The organism is Listeria sp. ILCC797 (assembly GCF_900186185.1).
GTDB lineage: Bacteria > Bacillota > Bacilli > Lactobacillales > Listeriaceae > Listeria > Listeria goaensis.
Map to the genome: position 1 here is coordinate 20,951 of NZ_FYBS01000001.1, position 23,694 is coordinate 44,644.

The window sequence follows — 23,694 nt, forward strand, 5'->3', positions numbered from 1 at the left end:
GAGGGGAAGTTTATGAATCAAACTATTCAAGATTACCTAGTTGCGCAAATTCCAAAACGATCTGTTTTCTTTACAAAAATGGAAGAGTTTGCGAAAGAAAATCATGTGCCTATTATGGAAGCAGATTCCTTGCACGCGATGCTACAAATTATGGCAATTCAACAGCCAAAGCGCATTTTAGAGCTTGGAACGGCAATTGGTTATTCAGCACTACGCATGCAAGACGTACTCCCAAACGCTGAAATTGTAACGATTGAGCGCGATGAGGAACGTCATCAGACGGCCTTGGAAAACATTGAACGCTACGGGGCGAACAATATTGATTGTGTGCTCGGAGATGCGCTAATTGACGCGGATAAGCTGCTTGAAAAGGGACCGTATGATGCCATTTTTATTGATGCAGCGAAAGCGCAATATGAAAAATTTTTCGCGCTTTATACGCCAAGTTTAAATCAAAAGGGCGTTTTATACAGCGATAATGTTTTATTTAAAGGACTTGCGCTTGATGAATCCGATGAGGTTAAGAAAAAGGCACGTGTTGCTCGTAAAATGCGAGATTTCAACCAATTTTTAGTGGAACAAGAAAATTTTGTGACGACAACAATTCCGCTGGGAGATGGACTTGCGATTACTAGAAGGAGCGAAATATCATGAAGAAAAAGCCAGTTGTTGTGGGAGTTACAGGTGGATCAGGCTCAGGAAAGACGAGCGTATGCAAAAAAATATTCGATCAGTTTGATGAACATTCTATTTTAATGATTGAACAAGATTTTTATTACAAAGATCAAACGGAACTTTCTTTTGAAGAAAGACTTAAAACTAATTACGACCATCCACTCGCGTTTGATACCGACTTATTAATTGAACATGTTAAGCAGCTGCTCCGTTTTGAAGCGATTGATAAGCCCGTATATGATTATACGAAACATACGCGTTCAGATATGCTTATTCATCAAGAGCCACGCGACGTTATCATTTTAGAAGGTATTTTAATTTTAGAAGATCCTCGGCTGCGCGATTTAATGGATATTAAAGTCTATGTCGATACAGATGATGACATTCGCATTATTCGTCGTCTGCTGCGTGATATTAAAGAACGAGAACGCTCGCTTGATTCCGTTATCGAGCAATATTTAACGGTTGTCAAACCGATGCATAACGAGTTTATCGAGCCTACAAAAAAATATGCCGATATTATTATTCCAGAAGGTGGGCAAAATCATGTGGCGATTGATTTAATGACAACAAAAATAGCAAGCGTGCTTCAGGAAAATATGTAATAAGATTCGTTGGGCTTGTCAAAGTATCCAAATTACTGTAAAATTTGCGTTATGAAATGAAAGAGATTTGCTTACTACTTGAAAGAAAGAACGGTTATCTTTCTTGCGTAAAGTAAATATTCGATCATGGTGCGGGGATAGTCTCCGTACTTTTCTATACAAAGAAATGTTCAAAAAGGAGAGAAACTATTTTGGCAACTGAAAAAGTATTTCCAATGACCCTTGAAGGGAAAGCAAAATTAGAAAATGAATTACATGAATTAAAAACTGTAAAACGTAAAGAAGTTGTTGAGCGCATTAAAATTGCGCGTGGTTTCGGTGACTTATCCGAGAACTCGGAATATGATTCCGCAAAAGATGAGCAAGCATTCGTTGAAGGACGGATTACGACAATTGAAAACATGCTTCGTAACGCGCACATCATTGATGGCTCAGAAGTCGATAATGATACGGTTTCACTCGGCAAAAAGGTAACTTTTGCGGAAGTTCCAGGCGGCGATGAAGAAACGTACACGATTGTCGGTAGTGCGGAAGCTGATCCATTTGAAGGTCGTATTTCTAACGATTCTCCAATCGCTAAAGGTTTAATCGGCCATGCAATTGGTGAAGAAGTAAACATTCAAACGCCAGGCGGCGATATGACCGTTAAAATTATTAAAATTGAAGCATAATCCTGCTTTTGAACAAGGTGGTGAGACTCAAATATGGTGACAAAGCAAAATAAAAATCGCCGTGTGAAGCAAAATAGCGTGGAAGGATCCAGGCTCGAGTCGAACACGAAACGCAAAAAAACAAACTTGATTTTAAATATTTTGATCATCATTGTATCGCTTTTAATCGTTGCTTCGCTTTATTTTGTTATTTTGGCAACCGATAATTCTGATACACCAACAGAAACTAAAACGGCATCTTCTACAACGAAAAAAGAAGATGCCGCAAAAAGTGAGAAGGCTAAAAAAGCAGAAAAACAGGACGAGTCTGCGTCTAAAGACACGACTACGACCGAAAAAAGCGATGATCCAAATGTAAATCAAGTCATTACAAAAGACTGGAAACCTGTCGGAACGAAACAATCGGGTGAACATGTAAACTCTTACGATGCAACTAGCCGTGATTGGAAAGAAAAAATCCAAGCTTTTTCGGAAGCGACAGGAATAGACGCGAATAACATGACACTTTGGTTTGTAGGGCGCGGCGCAGATCCAGCTACAGAATCAATCGGAACAGTTTCAGATAAAAGCACACCTGATAAAGCGTATCGCGTATACATTGCTTGGCGTGACGGAGAAGGTTGGCAACCGATGAAAGTGGAAGAGTTAAAGCAAAACGATAAGCGATAAACGCTGGTAAATTTCCGGCGTTTTTATTTGGACAAAAAGGAGGTTTTCCTTGTGATAGGAATTATTGGCGCGATGGAAGAAGAAGTGAAAATTTTAAAAGAGCAAATGACGTTGCTGTTAGAAGAAGAAATCGCAGGAGCAAAATTTTACCGTGGGACAATTTCAGGTCAAGAAGTCGTGCTACTACAATCAGGAATTGGCAAAGTAAATGCCGCGATTTCAACCACTATTTTGTGTGACCATTACAAACCTGAATGCATCATTAATACTGGTTCAGCAGGCGGCCTAGGCGCGAATCTAAATGTGTCAGATGTCATTATTTCAAATCAACTTACTTACGGTGATGTGGATGCGACCGTCTTTGGCTATACATTTGGTCAAGTGCCACAAATGCCAGCTGTCTATCAAGCAGATGCCAATTTGCTAAAGAAAGTTGAGAAAGTATATTTAAATCAATTAAAAGAAACCACGAGCAAAGTCGTATTCGGATTAATTGCCACAACGGATTCCTTTATTTCAACAGATGAACAACGCGAAAAAATCACTACACATTTTCCAGAAGTAAAGGCGGTCGAAATGGAGGCAACGGCTATAGCACAAGTAGCGCATCAGTTTGATATCCCGTTTGTGATTATCCGCGCGCTATCTGATGTTGCGGATAAAGAAGCCGCAATTTCCTTCGATGAATTCCTAGAAACAGCAGCAAAAGCTTCATCAGAATGCATTTTAGCCCTTCTAAAAGAATGGAATTAAAAAAGCGAGAATCCACTAGGATTCTCGCTTTTGTATTTATAAGTCTTCTGTTAGTTTAAGGAATTCAGAAACATCGTTCACGGTAATTTGAACGGCGCTTTCCCAGAAATCAGGTTTTGTTAAATCAACGCCGAGATGTTTTTTGGCAAGTTCTTCCGTTGTCATCGCACCAGTATCTTTTAAGAGTGCAATGTATTTATCTTCGTAGCTTTCGCCCTCTTGAATGGCTTTATTATATATACCAAGCGAGAAGAGGTAGCCAAATGTGTACGGGAAGTTGTAAAATGGCACTTCTGAAATGTAAAAATGAAGTTTGGAAGCCCAGAACTGCGGATGATATTCATCAAGTGCATCTAAATAAGCTTCACGCTGGGCTTCTTCCATTAAACGATTCAGTGCGTCTACAGATAAAATACCTGCTTTACGCGCTTCGTAAAAACGTGTTTCGAATAAGAAACGAGCATGGATATTCATGAAGAATGCCACACTGCGCCCAATTTTATCTTCAAGAAGCGTTATTTTTTCTTCTTTTGTGCTGGCTTCCTTCACAGAAGCATCGGCAATAATCATTTCAGCAAATGTAGAGGCAGTTTCAGCAACATTCATGGCGTAGCCAGTATTTTCAAAAGGCTCATCGCGAATCACGTATGAATGGAAAGCATGTCCCAGCTCATGTGCCAGTGTCGCAACGGTACTTGGCGCTCCGTCATAGGTCATAAAAATGCGACTCTCTTTAACAAGAGGGAAGTCTGTGCAAAAACCGCCTGGACGTTTATTGTCGCGATCTTCCGCTTCAATCCACTTGTTGGCGAAAGCATGTTCAGCGAAATGGGCCATTTTAGGACTGAATTTTTGGAACTGTTGAATGATGAAATCCGCGCCTTCTTGGAAAGAATATTTTTTCGTATCTTCACCGAAAACGAGGGGCGCTTCTACGTCATAAAAGCTAAGTTTTGGAACACCAAGTAATTTGGCTTTACGATCTAGGAAAGTGGTAAAGGTACTTTTATGTTCACGAATCACGTTCCACATCGCGTCAAGTGTGCCTTGCTCCATTCGATTTATCGCAAGCGGTTCAGCGAGCACTTTATCCCATTTACGCATGTCATATGTAGCCAAACGAAAGCCTGCTAAATGGTTCAATGTGTCAGCGAATAGCCGCCCATTTTCCTGCCAACTTTTCGTATAAGCCTGAAAAACCGCTTGGCGGACGTCACGTTTTGGGTGGTTCAACATGTTGAGCGCTTGACCAGCTGAAAGGTCTTTTGTTTCACCGTCAATCTCGACTTTAACGCGAACTTTTGACACGATGGTATCATAGTGGTCAGACCAGCCACGGTAACCATCAACGGAAAGGGCGTTAATTGCGGCTTCCACTTCTTTCGTTCCTTTTTTCTTGCGATTTGTGCGCGCTTCATTTAAGACGAAAGCAATTTGTTCAAAGCCATTTTGTGTCAGGATTTCATTCCAAACGCGGTCCGAAATTTGCGCAAATTTTTCATGCCATTCGTCTTCTGCCGTTTGCAAAATAGATTGATGTTGGTAAACAAGTGCTGCCAGTTCAAGCGCGCGTTCATCGTTCACATTGGCCGAGGCTAAACATTCTAAATAAGAACTTGCGGTTAATAAAACGCGTGAAATATCAGCGTTTTGATTGATTAAAATGAGAAATTCTGCGGTGTCCTCTGTATTTTCTGGGATACTCCAATCCCGAATGTTTTGCACAAATTGATCGAGCTCTTGTTTGTTTTGTTGGAGTGCATCACGGAGTTCAGTTGAGCTACTGCCACCACTATAAATTGAATCGAGTTCCCAAATAAGAGAATAGTCTTTTGACATGTTTTTTCCTCCCTATCAAACGCGTAATTGTAAGATTATTTCTTCATCATTATAGCATTAAACCATTCTTTTTTTGTAAAAAAAGCAGAAAGATGTTAAAATTTGTAGATTATCTTTGTAAATAACGGTATGATAGTATTTGCAGATTTATACTATATAAAATGGGGTGCGAAAGAGTGCTAAAGCAATTTTCACCAGATCGGATGTTAAATTCTCCGTTTGGAATTACGGCAACGCATATTAAAAGTTTAGGGAAAACAACAATTTTAACTGATTTAGATAATACACTTCTCGCTTGGGACGAAATGGACGCGACGCATGAAATTATTAACTGGTTCACACTGCTTGAAGCGGAAGGCATCAAAGTGATGATTTTATCGAATAATTCGGAGGAACGCGTTGAACGAGTTGCGCGCGCCACACGAATTCCATTTTTAGCCAAAGCCAAAAAACCACTTCGCAAAAATTTCCAAAAAGCGCTGCGCGAGCTTGACTCGACGCCTGAGGAAACGATTATGATTGGCGATCAAATTATGACGGACATTTTTGGTGGTAACAGGCAGAAATTGATGACAATTTTTGTGCGTCCAGTAAAGGAAACGGACGGACTTGCAACGAAATTTAATCGCTTTATGGAGCGAATTATTTTAAAACGGTTAGCGAAAAAGCAACCGATGGAATGGGAGGATTCACTTTGACCGAAGAATTAAGATGTATTGGGTGCGGCGCGATTATCCAGTCTGTGGACAAATCAAAACCGGGTTATGCACCAAAATCTTCACTGGATAAAGAACAAGTCATTTGCCAGCGTTGCTTCCGCTTAAAACATTATAACGAAATCCAAGATGTTTCTTTAACAGATGATGATTTTTTGAAAATCTTAAATGATTTGGGGGCTAAAAAAGCACTCATTGTTTACGTTGTCGATATTTTCGACTTCGATGGGAGCTGGCTGCCTGGACTTCACCGCTTTGTCGGAAGCAACCCAGTGCTTTTGGTCGGAAATAAAGCGGACTTGCTACCAAAGTCTTTAAAACGTGATAAATTAACGCGTTATATGCGCACGCGGGCGAAAGATTTAGGACTTCGCGCGGCAGATGTTGCCCTCATTAGCGCCGAGAAGGGCTACGGCTTTGAATCGCTGATGGAACAAATTGAGGACTTGCGCGACGGGGAGGACGTTTTTGTTGTTGGTTGTACAAACGTCGGAAAATCAACGCTAATTAATCGGATTATTAAATTTGCGACGGGTGAAAACAACGTCATTACGACGTCACAATTTCCAGGAACGACGCTTGATAAAATTGAAATCCCACTTGAAGGAAACCGCGTGTTAGTGGACACACCAGGGATTATTAATCATCATCAAATGGCGCATTTTATCGGTCCAAAAACATTGAAACTCATTACACCGAAAAAAGAAATTAAACCCGTTGTCTACCAATTAAATAGTGCGCAGACGTTATTTTTTGGTGCGCTTGCACGTCTTGATTTCACGGAAGGTGGGCGCTCATCGTTTATCGTTTACATGTCGAACCAGCTTGAGCCACACCGGACGAAATTAGAAAAAGCAAATCACCTTTACGAAACACAAAAAGGCTTGATTTTAAGTCCGCCGAGTGAAGAAGACATGGCAGATTTACCAGAACTTGTTCCCCACACGTTTGTCATTCGCGAAAAAGCGGATATCGTATTTTCAGGATTAGGCTGGGTATGTGTGCCAAACGGCCATGTTAAAGTAACAGCATGGGTGCCAAAAGGCGTCAACGTGACGATTCGCGAACCGCTTATTTAGGAGGCATACGGAATGGAAAAATTTGCAGTAATCGGCAACCCAATTGCGCATTCGCTCTCGCCAGAAATGCATCATGCAGCGATTCACGCACTCGGTATGGAAGCCGTCTACACACGCCAAAAAATTGATATCGAACAATTTAACACGGAAATCCCTCTTTTTATGGAAAAAATGGATGGTTTTAATGTTACCGTACCGTTTAAAGAACGCATCATTCCTTTTTTAGATAGCCTCGATGAGTTTGCCGAAAAATGCGGGGCAGTCAACACGGTCGTTCGGAGAAATTCAAAGTGGGTAGGCTATAACACAGATGGTTTGGGCTATCTTGCTGGCCTAGCTGAAATCCACCCGCTACGCCCAACTGATTCAGTCTTAATCATCGGCGCGGGCGGTGCAAGTAAAGGCATTTATTTGGCGATTAAGGAAAAAATTGGAAGTCGCGTGGTGGTGGCGAACCGCACCATTTCAAAGGCGGAGCAGCTAATTCAAGGCTATCCCGAAGATGCTGCGCTCACCATTTCGGAGGCGGAAAAACAATTGGCGTCTTTTTCAGTTGTGATTCAAACGACCTCAGTTGGTCTCCTGAAAACCGCAAATGAAACGCCACTGTCATTAGCTAATTTGCGTCCGGGGACAATTGTTAGCGATATAATTTACAATCCGAAAAAAACGCCATTTTTAAAAGAAGCAGAAGAGAAGCAGGCAATCATTCAAAACGGCTTGCCGATGTTTATTCATCAAGGTGCACTTGCCTTTGAATTATGGACGGGGCAAAAGCCTGATACAGAAATTATGAAACAGGCGGTGCTTGCTTCATTATAGGAGGAAAACGATGTTAACAAACCCACAAAAACGTTATTTACGAAAAAATGCGCATTCGCTTCACCCGATTTTTCAAGTTGGAAAAGGCGGCGTGACACCAAATATGGTGATTCAAATTGCGGAAGCGCTTGAAGCTCGTGAACTCATTAAAATTTCCGTTTTACAAAATTGTGAAGTTCCAAAAGAAGAAGTGGCGGAAACAATTAGTGGCCGGGCCGGCGCCGAACTAGTTCAAGTGATTGGCCGCACTATTATTTTATATAAAGAATCGAAAACTAAAAAACAAATTGTATTACCTTAAATTTGAGGTGAAACTATGAAAAAGCGCGTTGGTATTTTAGGTGGCACTTTTGATCCGCCACATATTGCTCATTTGATTATTGCAAACGAGGTCAGGGTAGCGCTGAACTTGGAACAAATTATTTTCCTCCCAAATTCAGTTCCACCGCATAAAGAGAGCGGGAATGTTTCGGCTACAAACCGCGCTGAGATGTTGCAGCATGCGATTTCTGATAATCCGCATTTTGCAATGGATACGCGTGAACTTTTGCGTGCGGGGAAATCTTTCACTTATGATACAATGAAAGAAATGGTGGAAGAAAATCCAGATACAGACTACTATTTTATTATTGGTGGGGATATGGTAGAATATTTACCAAATTGGTACAACGTTGACCAGTTAGTTCAGCTGGTTCAATTTGTTGGCGTAAATCGCCCAGAATATTGCCTTGAAACGCCTTACCCAGTTAAGAATGTGTTTGTGCCGGAAATGTCTGTGTCGTCTTCACTCATTCGTGAGCGCATGGCGAAAAAGATGCCAATTGACTATTTTTTACCGAAACAAGTTGTGCGGTATGTGAAGGAGCATCAGTTATATGAATCGTGATGAAATGCTTGAAAAAGTACGCCAAGCAATGCCTGAAAAAAGGTTTATTCATACGCTTGGTGTCGAGGAAACGGCCATAAAGCTCGCCAAAATTTATTTTGAATCGGAAGAGAAAGCAAGTATTGCTGCCATTTTGCACGACTATGCGAAATATATCGATGATGCGAAAGCACGCGATATCATCGTGCAAGAGAAGATGAATCCGGAATTTTTGCGCTATCAAAATGCGATTTGGCATGCACCAGTTGGGGCTTACTTGGCGGAGCATGAATTTGGCATTACCGATGAGGCGATTTTAGATGCCATTCGCTGGCATACGACTGGTACGGAAAACATGTCAACACTAGATAAAATTATTTTTTTAGCTGACTATACGGAGCCCGGTCGGGATTTCCCTTGCGTGGACGAAGCGAGAAAAATCACCGCGGCTTCTTTAGACAAAGGAATGTTGTTTGCTCTTGGTCGTACGATTGGCTATTTAGCGAGTAAAGAGCAGCCGATATTCCCAGATACATTTTTAGCTTACAATCATTATGCGTTTTTAATTAAAGAAGGAGATGTTTTGAAATTTGAATAGTTATGATGTACTCATGTTAGTTGCAAAAGCAGCTGACGACAAGCGTGCGGAAGATATTCTAGCACTAAATATGAAAGGTTTGTCTAGTTTTGCCGACTATTTTGTCATTTGTCATGGTAATTCTGATAAACAAGTCGAAGCCATTGCGCGCGAAATTAAAGAACAAGCACAAGAAAATGATGTCGAAGTGAAGCGTTTAGAAGGCTTAGAAGCTGCCCAGTGGGTGCTGATTGATTTAGGCGATGTTATCGTCCACGTATTCCACCGCGATGAACGTTCTTACTACAATTTGGAAAAACTTTGGGGAGATGCCCCGCTTGAAGATGTTTCAAAAGCGTTCACTTCATAAAGGAGATGTACGACTGTGAGCTACGAATTTTTTCCGCAAGTGTATGATGAACTAATGGACGCGGAACTCTATGATGAGTGGGCTGATTTCGCACATCAAGTACTTCCAAAGGATAAAAAAACGTTGCTTGATTTGGCAAGCGGGACAGGTGAATTTGCCATTCGCATGCATTTTCAAGGCTACGACGTCACAGGTCTTGACCTGTCAGAAGAAATGGTTCACGTGGCAAAAGCTAAAATGAACGCCACCAACCTACCCATTCCTTTTTTGACAGAAAATATGACCAATTTTTCATTCCAAAAGAGCTTCGATGTTGTGACCTGTTTTTGTGATTCACTCAACTATTTAGAAACCGAAAAAGAGCTAGATGCAACGTTCGAGCGAGTTTATGAACATTTAAATACAGATGGAGCCTTCTTGTTTGATGTGCATTCCGTTTATAAAGTGGACGTTGGTTTTCAAAATTATAGTTACGGTGATAGCGATTTAAGCGTTTCAACGATTTGGAATTCATTTCCCGGGGAAGCGCCTCATTCGGTTGAACATGAGTTAACTTTTTTTGTTGAAAATAGCGATGGTTCTTACTTCCGGAAAGATGAACTCCATAAAGAAAGAACGTATCCGGTTGCGACGTATGAAAAAAAATTAATTGCCGCCGGATTTAGCAAAATTAGCGTGTATGCAGATTTTTCGCTGGAAAAACCAGATGAAAAGAGCGAAAGAATCTTCTTTTTAGCAAGAAAGTAGTGTAAAAAACTGCTTTCTTTTTTTATGTCTTCATGAGGAATTTAGTTGCCAATGTCGAATAAGTAAAAATAAAAGGAGATAAAGTATGAAAGAACTGTATCAAAAGTATCCGAAATGGTTTTGGCTCTGCGGGGCAACTGTTTTGTGTATCATCGTAATAAGCTATGTTATGTTGCAACCAGCCACAAATAACGCGGCAAAAGCCGAACTTATTCCCAATGTGCCAAAAGAAGAAACTGCAGAGACCGAAGAAAAGTCGGGGAGTAAAACGGTTGTAGTTGATGTCAAAGGTGCTGTGAAAAATCCGGGCGTTTACGAAATCGCGTTTGATGGGCGTGTAAAAGATGCCATTACAGTTTCAGGCGGCTTCACAGCTGAAGCGGACTTAAATGCTATCAATTTAGCAGAGAAATTAAAAGATGAAATGGTGATTACCGTGTATAAAAACGGTGAGGCAAAACAAATTGCATCAAGCGGATCCGCAGAAAATTCTAATGCAGGACAAAAAATAAATCTCAATCAAGCTTCAATCAGTGATTTACAACAAGTGCCGGGCATTGGTGCGGCGAAAGCAAAAGCAATTCTAGAATACCGTGAAAAAGAAGGTTTATTTCAAACGATAAATGACTTAAAAAATGTCAGTGGAATTGGCGAAAAGACCGTTGAGAAGTTAAAAGAGTATGTAGAGGTTTAAATTTTTGATTGACTCCCTAAAACATCAAATTTATACTTAAAGGTGAAAGTGAGGTAGAATCATGAAACGTATTGCTTGGGACCAGTTTTTTATGGCGCAAAGCCATCTAATTTCTTCGAGAAGTACATGCACACGCCTAATGGTAGGTGCAACAATTGTACGTGATAAACGCATTATTGCTGGCGGATATAATGGCTCTATCGCAGGTGGTGACCACTGCGCTGAACACGGTTGTTTAGTCGTGGAAGGTCACTGTATTCGAACCATTCATGCTGAAATGAATGCCATTTTACAATGTGCAAAGTTTGGCGCATCAACAGACGGCGCAGAAATGTATGTCACGCATTTTCCTTGTGTGGCATGTTGTAAATCCATAATTCAAGCGGGCATTAAAACGGTCTGCTACGCGGTAGACTACAAAAATCACGCCTATGCTGTCGAATTGTTCCAACAAGCAGGAGTAGAAGTGAAAAAAATCCCGTTTGATTCACATATTTTTGCGGGAGAAAAATTAAATAAAGAAGAGCTACTTGATGAAGTCAAGCAAGCTGCTATTTCCGAACAAATACCTGATGAATATATCCAAAAGCTCTATGCGAACTTAGAAAACAGACTATCTTAAGAAACGGAGTGAAGGCCATCGAACGATATACATTTTTTTCGGTTGTGGTTCTTATCTTTTCCATTTTAGGAGTCTTTTTGACTCCTCTTTTTTTAGCCATCAATTTCGCACTATGCCTCATATTAAGCTTAAAAGATAAAAAGTGTATGCTCTTATTTTTTGTGGCAATTGCGACCTTTCTGTATATAACTACGGTAGAACAACGCAATGTAACCAAGTTAAAACCAGAAGAAATAAAAGTAGCTAATTTCATTCAATCCGAATTGAAAATTGATGGGGACAAACTGCAATTCATTTCCTTTTATCAACAAGAAAAAATTCTTGTCACATATAAAATCACTTCAAAAGCTGAAAAAGAACTTCTTCAAAAGTTAAAACTGGGTATGTCCTACACAGCTAACGCGACCTTAGAACGCCCTACACCCAATCGAAATGATGCCCAGTTTAATTACCAAAATTATTTAAAACACAAAGGAATTCACTATGTAGCGAAGGCTACAAATATTCAATTTGGGGAGTCGAAAAAGGAAAATTTCCTTCAAAAAGTTGAAAATATTAGACATTCGATTATCGACTACATCGAACGAACTTATGACGAAAAAGCTTCGCCGTACGTTGCGGCTTTAATTGTTGGCGAAAAAAGTTTATTTGATGATGATATTTTTAGCCAATATCAAAAACTCGGCGTTGTGCATCTTTTGGCTATTTCAGGCCTGCATGTTAGTTTGTTTGTATCGCTTTCTTTCGGGCTGTTCCTTCGTGCCGGTTTAACGCGTGAAGCGAGTCGAGTGCTGCTGCTCATTTTAATCCCAGCCTACGCCTTATTAGCAGGATGTAATCCACCAGTTATTCGAGCCGCTGGAATGAGTTTTTTAGTTGTACTTTTTGCGAAGAAGCTATCTGCTTTGTCGGCTATTTCACTTACATTCATACTTTTTGTCCTCTTAAATCCGTATGTTGTTTTTGAAGTAGGATTCCAATTAACATATAGCGTCGCCTTTGCTATCATTTTATCAAGGAAGATTGTAAATCGAATAGCGAATATGTGGTTGAGTGGCCTTACCATATCGATTATTTCCACATTAGCATCTTCTATCGTAATGATGTTTCATTTCTATGAGTTTTCGGTTATTGGAATTTTGCTCAATATTTTTTACGTACCTTTATTTTCAGTCATCATTGTGCCACTTGTTTTTTTGTGTTTTTTCATGTCTTTACAGCCGCTGTTTTTTGTCATTCCAAACTTCATACTTACACAGCTTCTTCATTTCACCGAGCAAGTGACACAAATATTAGCGGAGCTACCTTTTAAGAGTATTGTAACTGGCAGACCAAACGGGATTTTCCTATGTTTATTTATCATTATCCTATTTCTCTTTTTCATGTTACTTGAAAAACAATACTTTAAACGGGCATTTTTCATTTTTGTTGTTTATTTAAGTCTATGCAATTGGCAAAATTTCCCGCTTAAAGGGGAAGTCGTTTTCATTGATGTGTCGCAAGGGGATAGCATTTTGATACAGTTACCTCGAAATGCTGGCACCTTTTTAATCGATACTGGGGGAACACTCCCTTTTGCAAAAGAAGAGTGGCAGAGGAAACAAAAAGAGTTTTCGATAGGGACAAACGTGTTAGCGCCTAGTTTAAAAGCGCGTGGGGTTAAGCAGCTTGATAAAGTTTTTATTACGCATGCAGATGCGGATCATATGGAGGCGCTAGACGAGCTCGCTAAGGAAATGCGGATTGAACAACTTTATATTAGTGCGGGTTCTGGTCAAAAAGCGATTTTAGGAGCGACTCTTTTGGAGTTAAATGATATTCCTGTGGAGGAGCTTGTGTCAGGTGCGCATTTTAATTACGGGGAAAATAGTTTAACGGTTTTACACCCTGATGAAAAAGGCGCAGGTGCTAACGATGATTCGCTTGTCATAAAAGCAAATTTAGATGGTCTGACGTGGCTTTTTACAGGGGATATTGAAGCGCCAGCAGAAGAAGTGCTTCGCAACAAAGATATTCAAGCTGATATTTTAAAAGTTGCGCACCATGGAAGCAAAACATCGACAACCGATGCTTTTGTCAAGGCAGTTAAGCCGCGCTTAGGGCTGATTTCTTGTGGATTAAATAATCGTTTCGGGCATCCACACGCGGAAACGCTTAGGACTCTTGAAAAAAATCAAGTCGCAATTTTCCGAACGGATCAAACTGGAATGATAACATATATTTTTGGCGAAGGGTTTCATTTTACGCTTGAAAAGAAAGCTGGATTGGATTAGGATGGGAGAGAGGAGTGGTTGTTTTGATAGATGAGTGGAAGAAAATAGAACAAAAAAAGATTGCGCCTGTTTACTTAATTATCGGCGTGGAAGATTATATTATCAACGAAACGAAGAAACGACTGCTTGAAAATGTTCTTTCGGAAGAAGATACGGAGTTCAATTATGTCCATTTTGACTTAGATGAAATGCCTATTCAATCAGTGCTTGAAGAAGCGGAAACTTTGCCATTTTTTGGTGAGAAACGCCTTGTGTTAGCTAGCAATCCGACTTTTCTGACGACTGAAAAAAATAAAAGTAAAGTGGAACATCAAACGGAAAAACTAGAAGCGTATTTAAATGAACCGGTTGATTATTCCATTCTATGCTTCATTGCCCACGTTGAAAAGCTGGATGAGCGTAAAAAACTTACGAAGCTGCTGAAAAAAACAGCGACAGTTATTGAAGCGAAACGTCCAAATGAAAAAGAATTTATTGGCTGGATACAAAACAAAGTGAAGCAAAATGAATTCGAGATGAAACAAGATGCCATTTTGCGTCTATTTGAACTTACAAGCGGAAATTTGACTACGGCGATGAATGAACTAGACAAACTCATGCTTTTTAAATTTGAAGAAAAGCAAATTGGGTTAAGTGACGTTGATAATTTAGTCGTTCGCTCACTGGAGCAAAATATCTTTTTACTGCTCGACAAATTGATTGCCCAAGACATTTCAGGTGCACTTCGAATTTATTATGACTTATTGAAACAAAAAGAGGAGCCAATTAAAATTATGGCTTTAATTGGAAGTCAGTTCCGGCTTCTAAGTCAGCTTAAAATTTTAGAAAAAGAAGGCTATAGTTCGCAACAAGCGGCAGGCACATTGAAAGTTCACCCATTTCGGGCGAAGCTAGCGGCAAAACAAGCGCGTGGATTTAGTCAGGAAGAACTTAATTATGCTTTGCTACGTATTTCAGAGATTGATTTAGAGTTGAAAACGGGAGTTGGGAATAGGGAGCAAAAATTGGAATGGTTTTTGTTTGAGCTGGAGGACTATCGTAAAAGACAAAAAGACCTTATATAAGGTCTTTCAGCTTGTAGAAAAACGCTAAACGTAAGCCAAACAAAACGTACTAAGCACAATCAGACTGATGCCAAATGATGAGATTCTCACGCATTGCCGAGTACCGGAGCGGAGGCAAGAACTCCGAAGATTGTCGTTTATCATCAGTCTGGGGCTTTTTGTGCAAACAAAAAACACCACCGACAGTGATGTTTTCATCGATTATTTAACTTTAGCAGCTAAACGAGATTTGTTACGAGCCGCTTTGTTTTTATGAATCAAGCCTTTAGATACAGCAGAATCGATTTTTTTGCTGGCATCAACAAATAATTCTTGTTTGTTGTCAGCGTTAGTAGCAGCAGCTTCTTCTACTTTTTTAATGGCTGTACGCATTGCGGAACGTTGAGCAACGTTACGGCTGTTGCGTGTTTCAGTTGTTTTTACACGTTTAATCGCAGATTTAATATTTGGCATTCCATTCACCTCCGTCCAAACTAATGAGGTACTATTTATTTCAAAACATACCCTTTTTAAATTACATCAGAACAAATGCTATTATACATAAAGATTGGCGGATTTGCAATAATACTTTCCAATTTTTATTTAAAAATCATTTATTTTTGAAAGAAGTCATTGAATAATCGTGTTTCTACTGATATAATCAAGCTTAGCTTGCCATCTTATAAGGGATGAGCCAAAATCAGGAGCTGGGATAATGAATAAAAAAGAAATGCTAGAAAGACAAAAGAAAATAAGAAATTTTTCCATTATCGCTCACATTGATCATGGGAAATCTACGTTAGCTGATCGTATTTTAGAAAAAACGCATGCTTTGACGCATCGGGAAATGAAAGATCAGTTACTTGATTCGATGGATCTTGAAAGAGAGCGTGGGATTACAATTAAATTAAATGCGGTTCAACTTAGCTATTCTGCTAAAGACGGTGAAACCTACACTTTTCATCTTATCGATACTCCTGGGCATGTCGACTTCACCTATGAAGTGTCGCGAAGTCTTGCCGCGTGTGAGGGCGCTGTTTTAGTTGTGGATGCTGCACAAGGTATCGAGGCGCAAACGCTAGCAAATGTTTATTTGGCGCTCGATAATGATTTAGAAATCTTACCTGTTATTAATAAAATTGATTTACCTGCGGCTGACCCGGAGCGTGTTCGCGAGGAAATTGAAGATGTTATCGGGCTTGACGCAAGTGAGGCAGTGCTTGCTTCTGCTAAGGCGGGCATCGGCATCGAAGATATTTTAGAGCAAATTGTGGAGAAAGTTCCGGCGCCACAAGGGGATATTGACGCGCCTTTACAAGCGCTTATTTTTGACTCGGTGTTTGATGCGTATCGCGGTGTTATTGCGAACATTCGAATCGTTGAAGGTACAGTGAAAGCTGGGGACAAAATCCGTATGATGTCAAATGGCAAGGAGTTTGAAGTCACAGAGGTTGGAGTTTTTAAACCAAAAGCAACGGCTCAAGATGTTTTAATGGTTGGAGATGTTGGTTATTTGACAGCTTCGATTAAAAATGTTGGAGATACACGTGTCGGGGATACTATTACGCTTGCAAATAATCCAGCGAAGGAAGCTTTGCCAGGATACCGGAAGTTGAACCCGATGGTGTATTGTGGTTTATATCCGATTGATTCTTCCAAATACAACGACTTGCGTGATGCACTTGAAAAATTGGAATTGAATGATTCTGCACTTCAATTTGAGGCGGAAACTTCTCAAGCGCTCGGTTTCGGATTCCGTTCTGGATTTTTGGGACTTTTGCATATGGAAATTATTCAAGAGCGGATTGAACGTGAATTTAATATTGATTTGATTACAACAGCTCCAAGTGTTATTTATCATGTGAATTTGACGGACGGGGAACAAATTGTTGTGGATAATCCGGCGGAAATGCCAGAGCCAGGCGTTATTGAATCTGTGGAAGAGCCCTACGTGAAGGCGACGGTGATGGTGCCAAATGAGTACGTTGGTGCGGTTATGGAACTTGCGCAAAATAAACGCGGAAACTTTATTACAATGGAATATTTGGACGATATTCGGGTGAGCATCATTTATGAGATTCCGCTATCTGAAATCGTTTATGATTTCTTTGACCAGTTGAAGTCTAGCACGAAAGGCTATGCATCATTTGACTATGAAGTGCTGGGCTATCAAACTTCGAAGCTCGTTAAGATGGATATTTTACTTAATGGGGAAAAAGTAGATGCACTTAGCTTCATTGTTCACCGTGACTTTGCTTATGAGCGCGGTAAAATTATTGTAGAAAAATTACGCGAACTGATTCCGCGCCAGCAATTTGAAGTGCCGATTCAAGCTGCAATAGGGACTAAAATTGTGGCTCGCTCGACGATTAAAGCTTTGCGTAAGAACGTCTTAGCAAAATGTTACGGCGGGGACGTATCGCGTAAACGCAAATTGCTTGAGAAACAAAAAGAAGGTAAAAAGCGGATGAAGCAGATTGGATCTGTGGAAGTGCCACAAGAAGCCTTCATGGCTATTTTGAAAATGGACGACAATCAATAAAACAAAAGAGTTGCCACTCATTTTTGGCAGCTCTTTTTTAAAGAAAGAAGTGTGGCGTGTATGACGGCCGTGTATATTCATATTCCTTTTTGCGAACATATCTGTTATTATTGCGACTTCAACAAAGTGTTTCTAGAAGGGCAACCTGTGGAACGCTATGTTGATTTGCTCATTCAAGAAATGGAGATGGCGACAGCTTTGAAAAAGCTTGATACAGTGGAAACCGTGTTTGTCGGCGGAGGGACGCCAACAACGTTAAGCGAGAACCAAATTGAGCGATTGTGTGAAGCAGTTCATCGGATTTTTCCACTTTCGCAAGATGTGGAGTTTTCGTTTGAGGCAAACCCAGGCGACCTTTCTGTTTCTAAATTAAATGCAATGAAACAAAGTGGGGTCAATCGGATTAGTATGGGCGTTCAGAGTTTTAATAATGACCTACTAAAGAAAATTGGTAGAATCCATACTGTAGCAGATGTGTATCAGTCTATTCAGAATATGGAAAAAGTTGGTTTTCGGAATGTTAGTATTGATTTAATTTTTAGTTTGCCGGGTCAAACGGAAGACGACTTTAAAGATACACTTCAAAAAGCGTTAGCGCTTGATTTACCGCATTATTCAGCTTACTCGCTCATTATTGAACCGAAAACGATATTTTATAATTTGATGCAAAAGGGACAACTTATTTTGCCAAACCAAGATGCCGAAGCGAACATGTATGATTTTTTGATGAGTGAGATGGAACGACGCGGGAAGAAGCAATATGAAATTAGCAATTTTGCTGAAGAAGGATTTAAAAGCCGCCATAATATAGTTTATTGGAGCAATGAGCATTATTTCGGCTTTGGAGCAGGCGCACATGGTTATTTAAATGATACGCGGTACAGCAACTTTGGTCCGCTGAAGCAATATATGACACCGCTTGAAGAGGGCAGACTTCCCATTTTTCAAACAAAAGATTTATCTCTTAAAGAGGAGATGGAGGAAGAGATGTTTCTTGGGCTTCGCAAAGTTGATGGTGTCAGCAAGGTGAGGTTTTTTGAGAAATTTGACCGGGAGTTAGATGCTACATTTCAGAAAGCGATTGCTACGACTGTTGAAAATGGGTGGCTTGAAAATACGAAAGAATATGTAAAATTAACAAGAGAAGGTCGTTTTTTAGGAAATAACGTTTTTCGTGAGTTCTTATAAATCGCATGGTTGACCAATTTTGACCAAACAAGTCGGTCTTTAGTCTTAAATGAAGTGTTTTCAGTTGACTAGAGCTGATTTGTTTGGTAAATTTATACTTGTATTTAGCACTTGAACGATTTGAGTGCTAAAAAAAGAGGTGAAAGGTATGTTGACGGAAAGGCAGCTTCAGATTTTTCGAGCGATTATCGATCATTTCACTTGGACTGTTCAGCCTGTGGGTTCTAAAAATCTGCTAAAAGAAAGCGACCTTCCTTACAGCTCTGCGACAATTCGAAATGAAATGAGCGTGCTTGAAGAATACGGCTTTATTGAAAAGACGCATTCATCTTCGGGGCGAGTACCATCTGAGAAAGGTTACCGGTTTTATGTGGACTATTTATTAAAGCCAAAGGAACTTTCAAAAGAAGATCAAAAGGTGATTCAGTCGGTATTTCAAGCGGATTACGATGAGGCGGAAGAGCTGATTCAAAATTCGGCATCGCTACTTTCGGAATTGACAAGCTATACGTCCATTGTGCTTGGTCCACATTCAGCTGCAAATAGGTTGAGCGGATTTCGGTTTGTGCCGATTAGTCGCCAGCAAGCAATGCTGATTTTAATTACGGATCAAGGTCATGTGGACAATCATTTGGTGGCGCTCCCTGCTGGGGTTACACTTTCGGATATGGAGAGGACCGTGAACATTTTAAACGATCGCTTGGTCGGAGTTCCGCTTGACCATCTAGAGTCCCGTATCGCGCACGAAGTACAGGCGCTTCTCACCGAACATGTTGAAAATGCTGAGCACATGAGCGATATTTTGTTAAATACGCTGCATCGTGTGAATAAAGAACGCATTTATCTCGGGGGGAAAACGAATATTTTAAATCAACCTGAGTTTCATGATATTGCGAAAATTCGTGGTTTCTTGCAACTGGTTGAAGCGGAAGATGTCCTTTATGATTTATTCCGCGATATTCCTGACGGGATTGCGGTTAAATTTGGTCGCGAACTGAACAACGAATTCATGGACGATTTAAGTATCGTGACAGCGACCTACCAAATTGCCGATGAGCGCGTTGGCGGTATCGTCCTACTCGGTCCGACAAGAATGGAATATAGCCGAATGCTCGGGCTAGTCGATGTATTTAGTCGCGATTTAACAACCGTTTTAACAAAACTTTATCATGAGAACCAAAAATAGAAAGGGCTGAAGAAACGAACGTTTTTTCAGGAGGTGACACTTTTGTCTGAGAAAAAAGATAAGCAAGCTAAATTGGAAGAAGAGCTTCAAAAAGAAGCAGACGTTGAAACAAATGAAGTAGAAGTTGAGATGGAAGAGCAAGAAGCGGCAAAAGCTTTAGAAGCCAAAATTGCTGAGCTTGAAGAAGAACTTGCAAAACAAGAAAATCGCTATTTGCGTTTACATGCTGATTTTGAAAATGTCAAAAAACGTAACACGCTAGACCGTGAGGCGGCGATGAAGTTTCGTTCTCAAAGCTTAGCAGAAGATTTGCTACCAGCGCTTGACAGCTTTGAAAAGGCGCTTGATTCTGAATCGGATAACGAGGAAGTACAAGCGATTTTAAAAGGCATGAACATGGTGTACAGCCAAATTGTGACGGCTTTACAAAAAGAAGGCGTCGAGAGCATTAAAGCCTTAGGTGAACAATTCGATCCGAATTTCCATCAAGCGATTATGCAAGATCAAGATGAAAACGCGGCAAGCAATGAAATAACTGCAGAACTACAAAAAGGCTACAAGATTAAAGACCGCGTAATTAGACCTTCTATGGTCAAAGTAAACGAGTAAACAACTTTATTATATATATTCAGGAGGAATTTAAATTATGAGCAAAATTATTGGTATTGACTTAGGAACTACAAACTCAGCAGTCGCAGTATTAGAGGGCGGCGAAGCGAAAATTATCCCAAATCCAGAAGGTGCGCGTACGACACCATCTGTTGTCGGCTTTAAAAATGGTGAACGTCAAATCGGTGAAGTTGCCAAACGTGCGGCAATCACAAACCCAAACACAGTGAGCTCTATCAAACGCCACATGGGAACAGATTACAAAGAAACAGTGGAAGGAAAAGACTACTCCCCACAAGAAATTAGCGCGATTATTTTACAATATTTAAAAAGCTATGCAGAAGATTATTTAGGGGAAAAAGTAGATAAAGCAGTCATCACAGTACCTGCGTACTTCAACGACGCCGAGCGCCAAGCAACTAAAGATGCAGGTAAAATTGCAGGACTTGAAGTAGAACGAATTATCAACGAGCCAACTGCAGCTGCACTAGCATACGGCATGGATAAAACCGAGCAAGACCAAACCATTTTAGTTTTTGACCTTGGTGGTGGTACGTTTGACGTATCTATCCTTGAACTAGGCGATGGCGTTTTCGAAGTGCATTCCACAGCGGGTGACAACCATCTTGGTGGTGACGACTTCGACCAAAAAATTATTGATTATTTAGTCGCTGAATTTAAAAAAGAAAATGGCATTGACCTTTCTAAAGATAAAATGGCGTTACAACGTTTGAAAGACGCCGCTGAAAAAGCGAAAAAAGATTTATCTGGTGTAACAAGCACACAAATTTCCTTACCGTTCATTACAGCAGGCGAAGCCGGTCCGCTTCACTTGGAAGTTAGTTTAACCCGTGCGAAGTTTGATGAACTTACTCATGATTTAGTTGACCGTACAATCGGCCCAACTCGTCAAGCGCTTAAAGATGCAGGCCTTTCTGCTAGCGATATTGATCAAGTTATTTTAGTTGGTGGATCAACGCGTATTCCAGCTGTTCAAGAAGCGATTACGAAAGAGCTTGGTAAAGAACCGCATAAAGGCGTAAATCCTGATGAAGTAGTGGCAATGGGTGCAGCGATTCAAGGCGGCGTGATTACAGGTGATGTAAAAGACGTTGTTCTTCTCGATGTAACGCCATTATCACTTGGTATTGAAACAATGGGTGGCGTAATGACTGTCTTAATCGACCGCAACACGACGATTCCGACTTCTAAATCGCAAACATTCTCGACTGCGGCAGATAACCAACCAGCTGTTGATATTCACGTGCTTCAAGGTGAACGTCCAATGGCGAAAGATAATAAAACGCTTGGTCGTTTCCAACTTGCGGATATTCCACCAGCACCACGTGGTATCCCACAAATTGAAGTATCGTTTGATATTGACAAAAACGGTATCGTAACGGTTCGTGCGAAAGATCTTGGAACAGGTAAAGAACAAAATATCGTAATTAAATCTTCTTCAGGTTTAACAGATGACGAAATCGATCGCATGATGAAAGATGCAGAAGCAAACGCAGAAGAAGATAAGAAAAATAAAGAACATGCTGAACTTCGCAATAACGCAGACCAACTTGTCTTCACGGTTGATAAAACCCTTAAAGAGTTAGAAGGCAAAGTAGACGAAGAAGAAGTGAAAAAAGCAGAAACGGCACGTGATGAACTTCAAGAAGCACTTAAAGGTGAAGATTTTGAAGCAATTCAAACGAAAACAGATGCTTTAAATGAAATCGTTCAAAACTTATCTGTTAAACTTTACGAGCAAGCTGCAGCTGAACAACAAGCGGCACAAGGTGAAAATCCAGAAGCAGCAGGTTCTGATGATGTTGTTGATGCTGAATTTGAAGAAGTAAATGACGACGAGAAAAAAGAAGATAAATAAGTAAGCAGTAGAAAAGGTCAAAGTCATAGTGGCTTTGGCTTTTTCCGGCTTGTAGGCTGTTCTTATCAAAAGTCTTGTGATACAATACGTAAGGATAATGAAAAGGAGTGATGGCGGATGGCCAAACGCGATTATTATGAAGTACTTGGCGTTTCAAAGAGCGCTACGGCAGATGAAATCAAAAAAGCATACCGGAAACTGTCCAAAAAGTACCATCCGGATATCAATAAAGAGAGTGGCGCTGATGAGAAGTTTAAAGAGATTTCTGAGGCGTATGAAGTATTAAGTGATGAAAACAAACGCGCGCAGTACGATCAGTATGGACACGTTGATCCAAATCAATTTGGCGGCGGCGGTGGCGGTTTCTCTGGCGGCTATTCGAGCGGAGGATTTTCAGGATTTGAAGACATCTTTGATACATTCTTCGGAGGCGGCGGTGCGCGTCAAGACCCAAATGCACCGCGTCAAGGAAATGATTTACAATATACAATGCGCTTGAAATTTAAAGAAGCAGTTTTTGGAAAAGAAGCTGAAATTGAAATTCCGCGTGAAGAAGAATGCGATACTTGTCATGGTTCAGGAGCAAAACCAGGCACACATCCTGAAAAATGTTCGCATTGTGACGGAAAAGGTTCCATTAATGTGGAGCAAAATACACCATTTGGAAGAATCGTGAATAAACGTACGTGTAGTTACTGTAATGGCACAGGAAAAGAAATTAAAGATAAATGTTCTACTTGTCACGGTACAGGTCGCGTGAAAAAGACGAAAAAAATCAAATTGAAAGTGCCCGCTGGTGTGAATGATGGGCAACAAATGCGTGTTGCTGGCGAAGGGGAAGCTGGTATTAACGGCGGACCAAGCGGCGATTTATTCGTAGTATTTGTCATTATTCCAGACGAATTTTTCGAACGAGATGGCGATGATATTTTTGTAGAAGTACCACTAACATTCGTTCAAGCAGCATTAGGCGACGAAATTGATGTGCCAACTGTTCATGGTAAAGTGCGTCTTAAAATTCCTGCGGGTACGCAAACAGGCACGACTTTCCGTATGCGAGGTAAAGGTGTTCCACATCTTCGCGGCAGCGGCACAGGCGACCAACACGTGTCCGTGAAAGTTATCGTACCGAAAAAACTCGATGATAAACAAAAAGACATTTTACGTGAGTTCGGGGCGACAATAGGCGATAAAGTTGATGAGCAAACATCAGGTTTCTTCGACAAAATGAAAAAAGCTTTTAAAGGCGATTAAAAGAGAACCGTATGTT

25 protein-coding genes are annotated in these 23,694 nt (G+C 40.5%); 23 read left to right on the plus strand and 2 right to left on the minus strand.

Annotated elements, in window-relative coordinates:
- The first annotated feature begins 12 nt into the window (after positions 1 to 12).
- The 5 genes from BN1609_RS00110 (at position 13) to BN1609_RS00130 (ending at position 3,373) form a co-directional block, all read left to right on the plus strand.
- Positions 13 to 654, plus strand: coding sequence for an O-methyltransferase (locus BN1609_RS00110; RefSeq protein ID WP_088838784.1), 642 nt, complete (start codon positions 13 to 15; stop codon positions 652 to 654).
- Positions 651 to 1,280, plus strand: coding sequence for a uridine kinase (gene udk / locus BN1609_RS00115; protein WP_088840376.1), 630 nt, complete (start codon positions 651 to 653; stop codon positions 1,278 to 1,280). The genes BN1609_RS00110 and udk overlap by 4 nt, the downstream gene beginning before the upstream one ends.
- A 191-nt stretch (positions 1,281 to 1,471) precedes the next feature.
- Positions 1,472 to 1,951, plus strand: coding sequence for a transcription elongation factor GreA (gene greA, locus BN1609_RS00120; protein ID WP_088809035.1), 480 nt, complete (start codon positions 1,472 to 1,474; stop codon positions 1,949 to 1,951).
- Positions 1,952 to 1,984: 33 nt separating this feature from the next.
- Positions 1,985 to 2,620: a YrrS family protein gene (locus BN1609_RS00125; RefSeq protein ID WP_088815293.1), complete on the plus strand. Its 636-nt coding sequence runs from the start codon at positions 1,985 to 1,987 to the stop codon at positions 2,618 to 2,620.
- 51 nt (positions 2,621 to 2,671) lie between these two features.
- Positions 2,672 to 3,373 carry a 5'-methylthioadenosine/adenosylhomocysteine nucleosidase gene (locus BN1609_RS00130; protein ID WP_088809033.1) on the plus strand — a complete coding sequence of 234 codons (702 nt, stop codon included), beginning with the start codon at positions 2,672 to 2,674 and terminating at the stop codon, positions 3,371 to 3,373.
- A gap of 36 nt (positions 3,374 to 3,409) precedes the next feature.
- Here BN1609_RS00130 and BN1609_RS00135 read toward each other — a convergent pair whose 3' ends face one another.
- Positions 3,410 to 5,212 (minus strand): M3 family oligoendopeptidase, encoded by a 1,803-nt coding sequence (locus BN1609_RS00135; RefSeq protein ID WP_088840377.1) that lies wholly within the window; start codon positions 5,210 to 5,212, stop codon positions 3,410 to 3,412.
- 176 nt (positions 5,213 to 5,388) lie between these two features.
- On the opposite strand from BN1609_RS00135, the gene BN1609_RS00140 reads away from it, so the two are divergent.
- From BN1609_RS00140 to holA, 12 genes are all read left to right on the plus strand, one after another.
- Positions 5,389 to 5,910 carry a YqeG family HAD IIIA-type phosphatase gene (locus tag BN1609_RS00140; RefSeq protein WP_088809031.1) on the plus strand — a complete coding sequence of 174 codons (522 nt, stop codon included), beginning with the start codon at positions 5,389 to 5,391 and terminating at the stop codon, positions 5,908 to 5,910.
- Positions 5,907 to 7,007, plus strand: a complete 1,101-nt coding sequence (gene yqeH / locus BN1609_RS00145) for a ribosome biogenesis GTPase YqeH (RefSeq protein WP_088840378.1) — start codon at positions 5,907 to 5,909, stop codon at positions 7,005 to 7,007. Before BN1609_RS00140 ends, yqeH begins: the two co-directional genes overlap by 4 nt.
- A 12-nt stretch (positions 7,008 to 7,019) precedes the next feature.
- On the plus strand, positions 7,020 to 7,829 hold the full coding sequence (gene aroE, locus BN1609_RS00150) for a shikimate dehydrogenase (RefSeq protein ID WP_088815292.1): 810 nt from the start codon (positions 7,020 to 7,022) through the stop codon (positions 7,827 to 7,829).
- A 10-nt stretch (positions 7,830 to 7,839) separates the two neighbouring features.
- Complete coding sequence (yhbY, locus tag BN1609_RS00155) at positions 7,840 to 8,130, plus strand: ribosome assembly RNA-binding protein YhbY (protein WP_088809028.1); 291 nt, start codon at positions 7,840 to 7,842, stop codon at positions 8,128 to 8,130.
- A gap of 15 nt (positions 8,131 to 8,145) precedes the next feature.
- Positions 8,146 to 8,715, plus strand: a complete 570-nt coding sequence (locus tag BN1609_RS00160; protein ID WP_088809027.1) for a nicotinate-nucleotide adenylyltransferase — start codon at positions 8,146 to 8,148, stop codon at positions 8,713 to 8,715.
- Positions 8,705 to 9,292: a bis(5'-nucleosyl)-tetraphosphatase (symmetrical) YqeK gene (yqeK, locus tag BN1609_RS00165; RefSeq protein WP_088840379.1), complete on the plus strand. Its 588-nt coding sequence runs from the start codon at positions 8,705 to 8,707 to the stop codon at positions 9,290 to 9,292. Before BN1609_RS00160 ends, yqeK begins: the two co-directional genes overlap by 11 nt.
- A complete protein-coding gene (gene rsfS, locus BN1609_RS00170) occupies positions 9,285 to 9,641 on the plus strand; it encodes a ribosome silencing factor (protein ID WP_088809025.1) in 357 nt (118 codons plus the stop codon). Before yqeK ends, rsfS begins: the two co-directional genes overlap by 8 nt.
- 15 nt (positions 9,642 to 9,656) lie before the next feature.
- Complete coding sequence (locus BN1609_RS00175; protein ID WP_088840380.1) at positions 9,657 to 10,388, plus strand: class I SAM-dependent methyltransferase; 732 nt, start codon at positions 9,657 to 9,659, stop codon at positions 10,386 to 10,388.
- Between the two features lie 85 nt (positions 10,389 to 10,473).
- Positions 10,474 to 11,082 (plus strand): helix-hairpin-helix domain-containing protein, encoded by a 609-nt coding sequence (locus tag BN1609_RS00180; RefSeq protein ID WP_088840381.1) that lies wholly within the window; start codon positions 10,474 to 10,476, stop codon positions 11,080 to 11,082.
- Between the two features lie 61 nt (positions 11,083 to 11,143).
- Complete coding sequence (locus BN1609_RS00185; RefSeq protein WP_088809022.1) at positions 11,144 to 11,704, plus strand: ComE operon protein 2; 561 nt, start codon at positions 11,144 to 11,146, stop codon at positions 11,702 to 11,704.
- Positions 11,705 to 11,748: 44 nt separating this feature from the next.
- Positions 11,749 to 13,977, plus strand: a complete 2,229-nt coding sequence (locus BN1609_RS00190) for a DNA internalization-related competence protein ComEC/Rec2 (RefSeq protein WP_255377280.1) — start codon at positions 11,749 to 11,751, stop codon at positions 13,975 to 13,977.
- A gap of 23 nt (positions 13,978 to 14,000) precedes the next feature.
- Entirely contained in the window at positions 14,001 to 15,041 is a 1,041-nt protein-coding gene (gene holA / locus BN1609_RS00195) for a DNA polymerase III subunit delta (RefSeq protein ID WP_088825166.1), read from the plus strand.
- A 201-nt stretch (positions 15,042 to 15,242) separates the two neighbouring features.
- Here holA and rpsT read toward each other — a convergent pair whose 3' ends face one another.
- The gene (gene rpsT / locus BN1609_RS00200; protein WP_088809019.1) at positions 15,243 to 15,494 is read right to left on the minus strand and encodes a 30S ribosomal protein S20; all 252 of its coding nucleotides are present in this window, start codon (positions 15,492 to 15,494) and stop codon (positions 15,243 to 15,245) included.
- Positions 15,495 to 15,735: 241 nt separating this feature from the next.
- On the opposite strand from rpsT, the gene lepA reads away from it, so the two are divergent.
- The 6 genes from lepA (at position 15,736) to dnaJ (ending at position 23,678) form a co-directional block, all read left to right on the plus strand.
- Positions 15,736 to 17,562 carry a translation elongation factor 4 gene (gene lepA / locus BN1609_RS00205; protein ID WP_088809018.1) on the plus strand — a complete coding sequence of 609 codons (1,827 nt, stop codon included), beginning with the start codon at positions 15,736 to 15,738 and terminating at the stop codon, positions 17,560 to 17,562.
- Positions 17,563 to 17,622: 60 nt separating this feature from the next.
- Positions 17,623 to 18,750, plus strand: a complete 1,128-nt coding sequence (hemW, locus tag BN1609_RS00210; RefSeq protein ID WP_088809017.1) for a radical SAM family heme chaperone HemW — start codon at positions 17,623 to 17,625, stop codon at positions 18,748 to 18,750.
- 148 nt (positions 18,751 to 18,898) lie between these two features.
- Complete coding sequence (gene hrcA / locus BN1609_RS00215; protein WP_088825167.1) at positions 18,899 to 19,936, plus strand: heat-inducible transcriptional repressor HrcA; 1,038 nt, start codon at positions 18,899 to 18,901, stop codon at positions 19,934 to 19,936.
- Positions 19,937 to 19,978: 42 nt separating this feature from the next.
- Entirely contained in the window at positions 19,979 to 20,545 is a 567-nt protein-coding gene (gene grpE / locus BN1609_RS00220; protein WP_088809015.1) for a nucleotide exchange factor GrpE, read from the plus strand.
- Positions 20,546 to 20,582: 37 nt separating this feature from the next.
- Positions 20,583 to 22,424 (plus strand): molecular chaperone DnaK, encoded by a 1,842-nt coding sequence (gene dnaK, locus BN1609_RS00225; protein WP_088809014.1) that lies wholly within the window; start codon positions 20,583 to 20,585, stop codon positions 22,422 to 22,424.
- A gap of 117 nt (positions 22,425 to 22,541) precedes the next feature.
- Complete coding sequence (gene dnaJ / locus BN1609_RS00230) at positions 22,542 to 23,678, plus strand: molecular chaperone DnaJ (RefSeq protein ID WP_088809013.1); 1,137 nt, start codon at positions 22,542 to 22,544, stop codon at positions 23,676 to 23,678.
- Positions 23,679 to 23,694 lie beyond the last annotated feature (16 nt).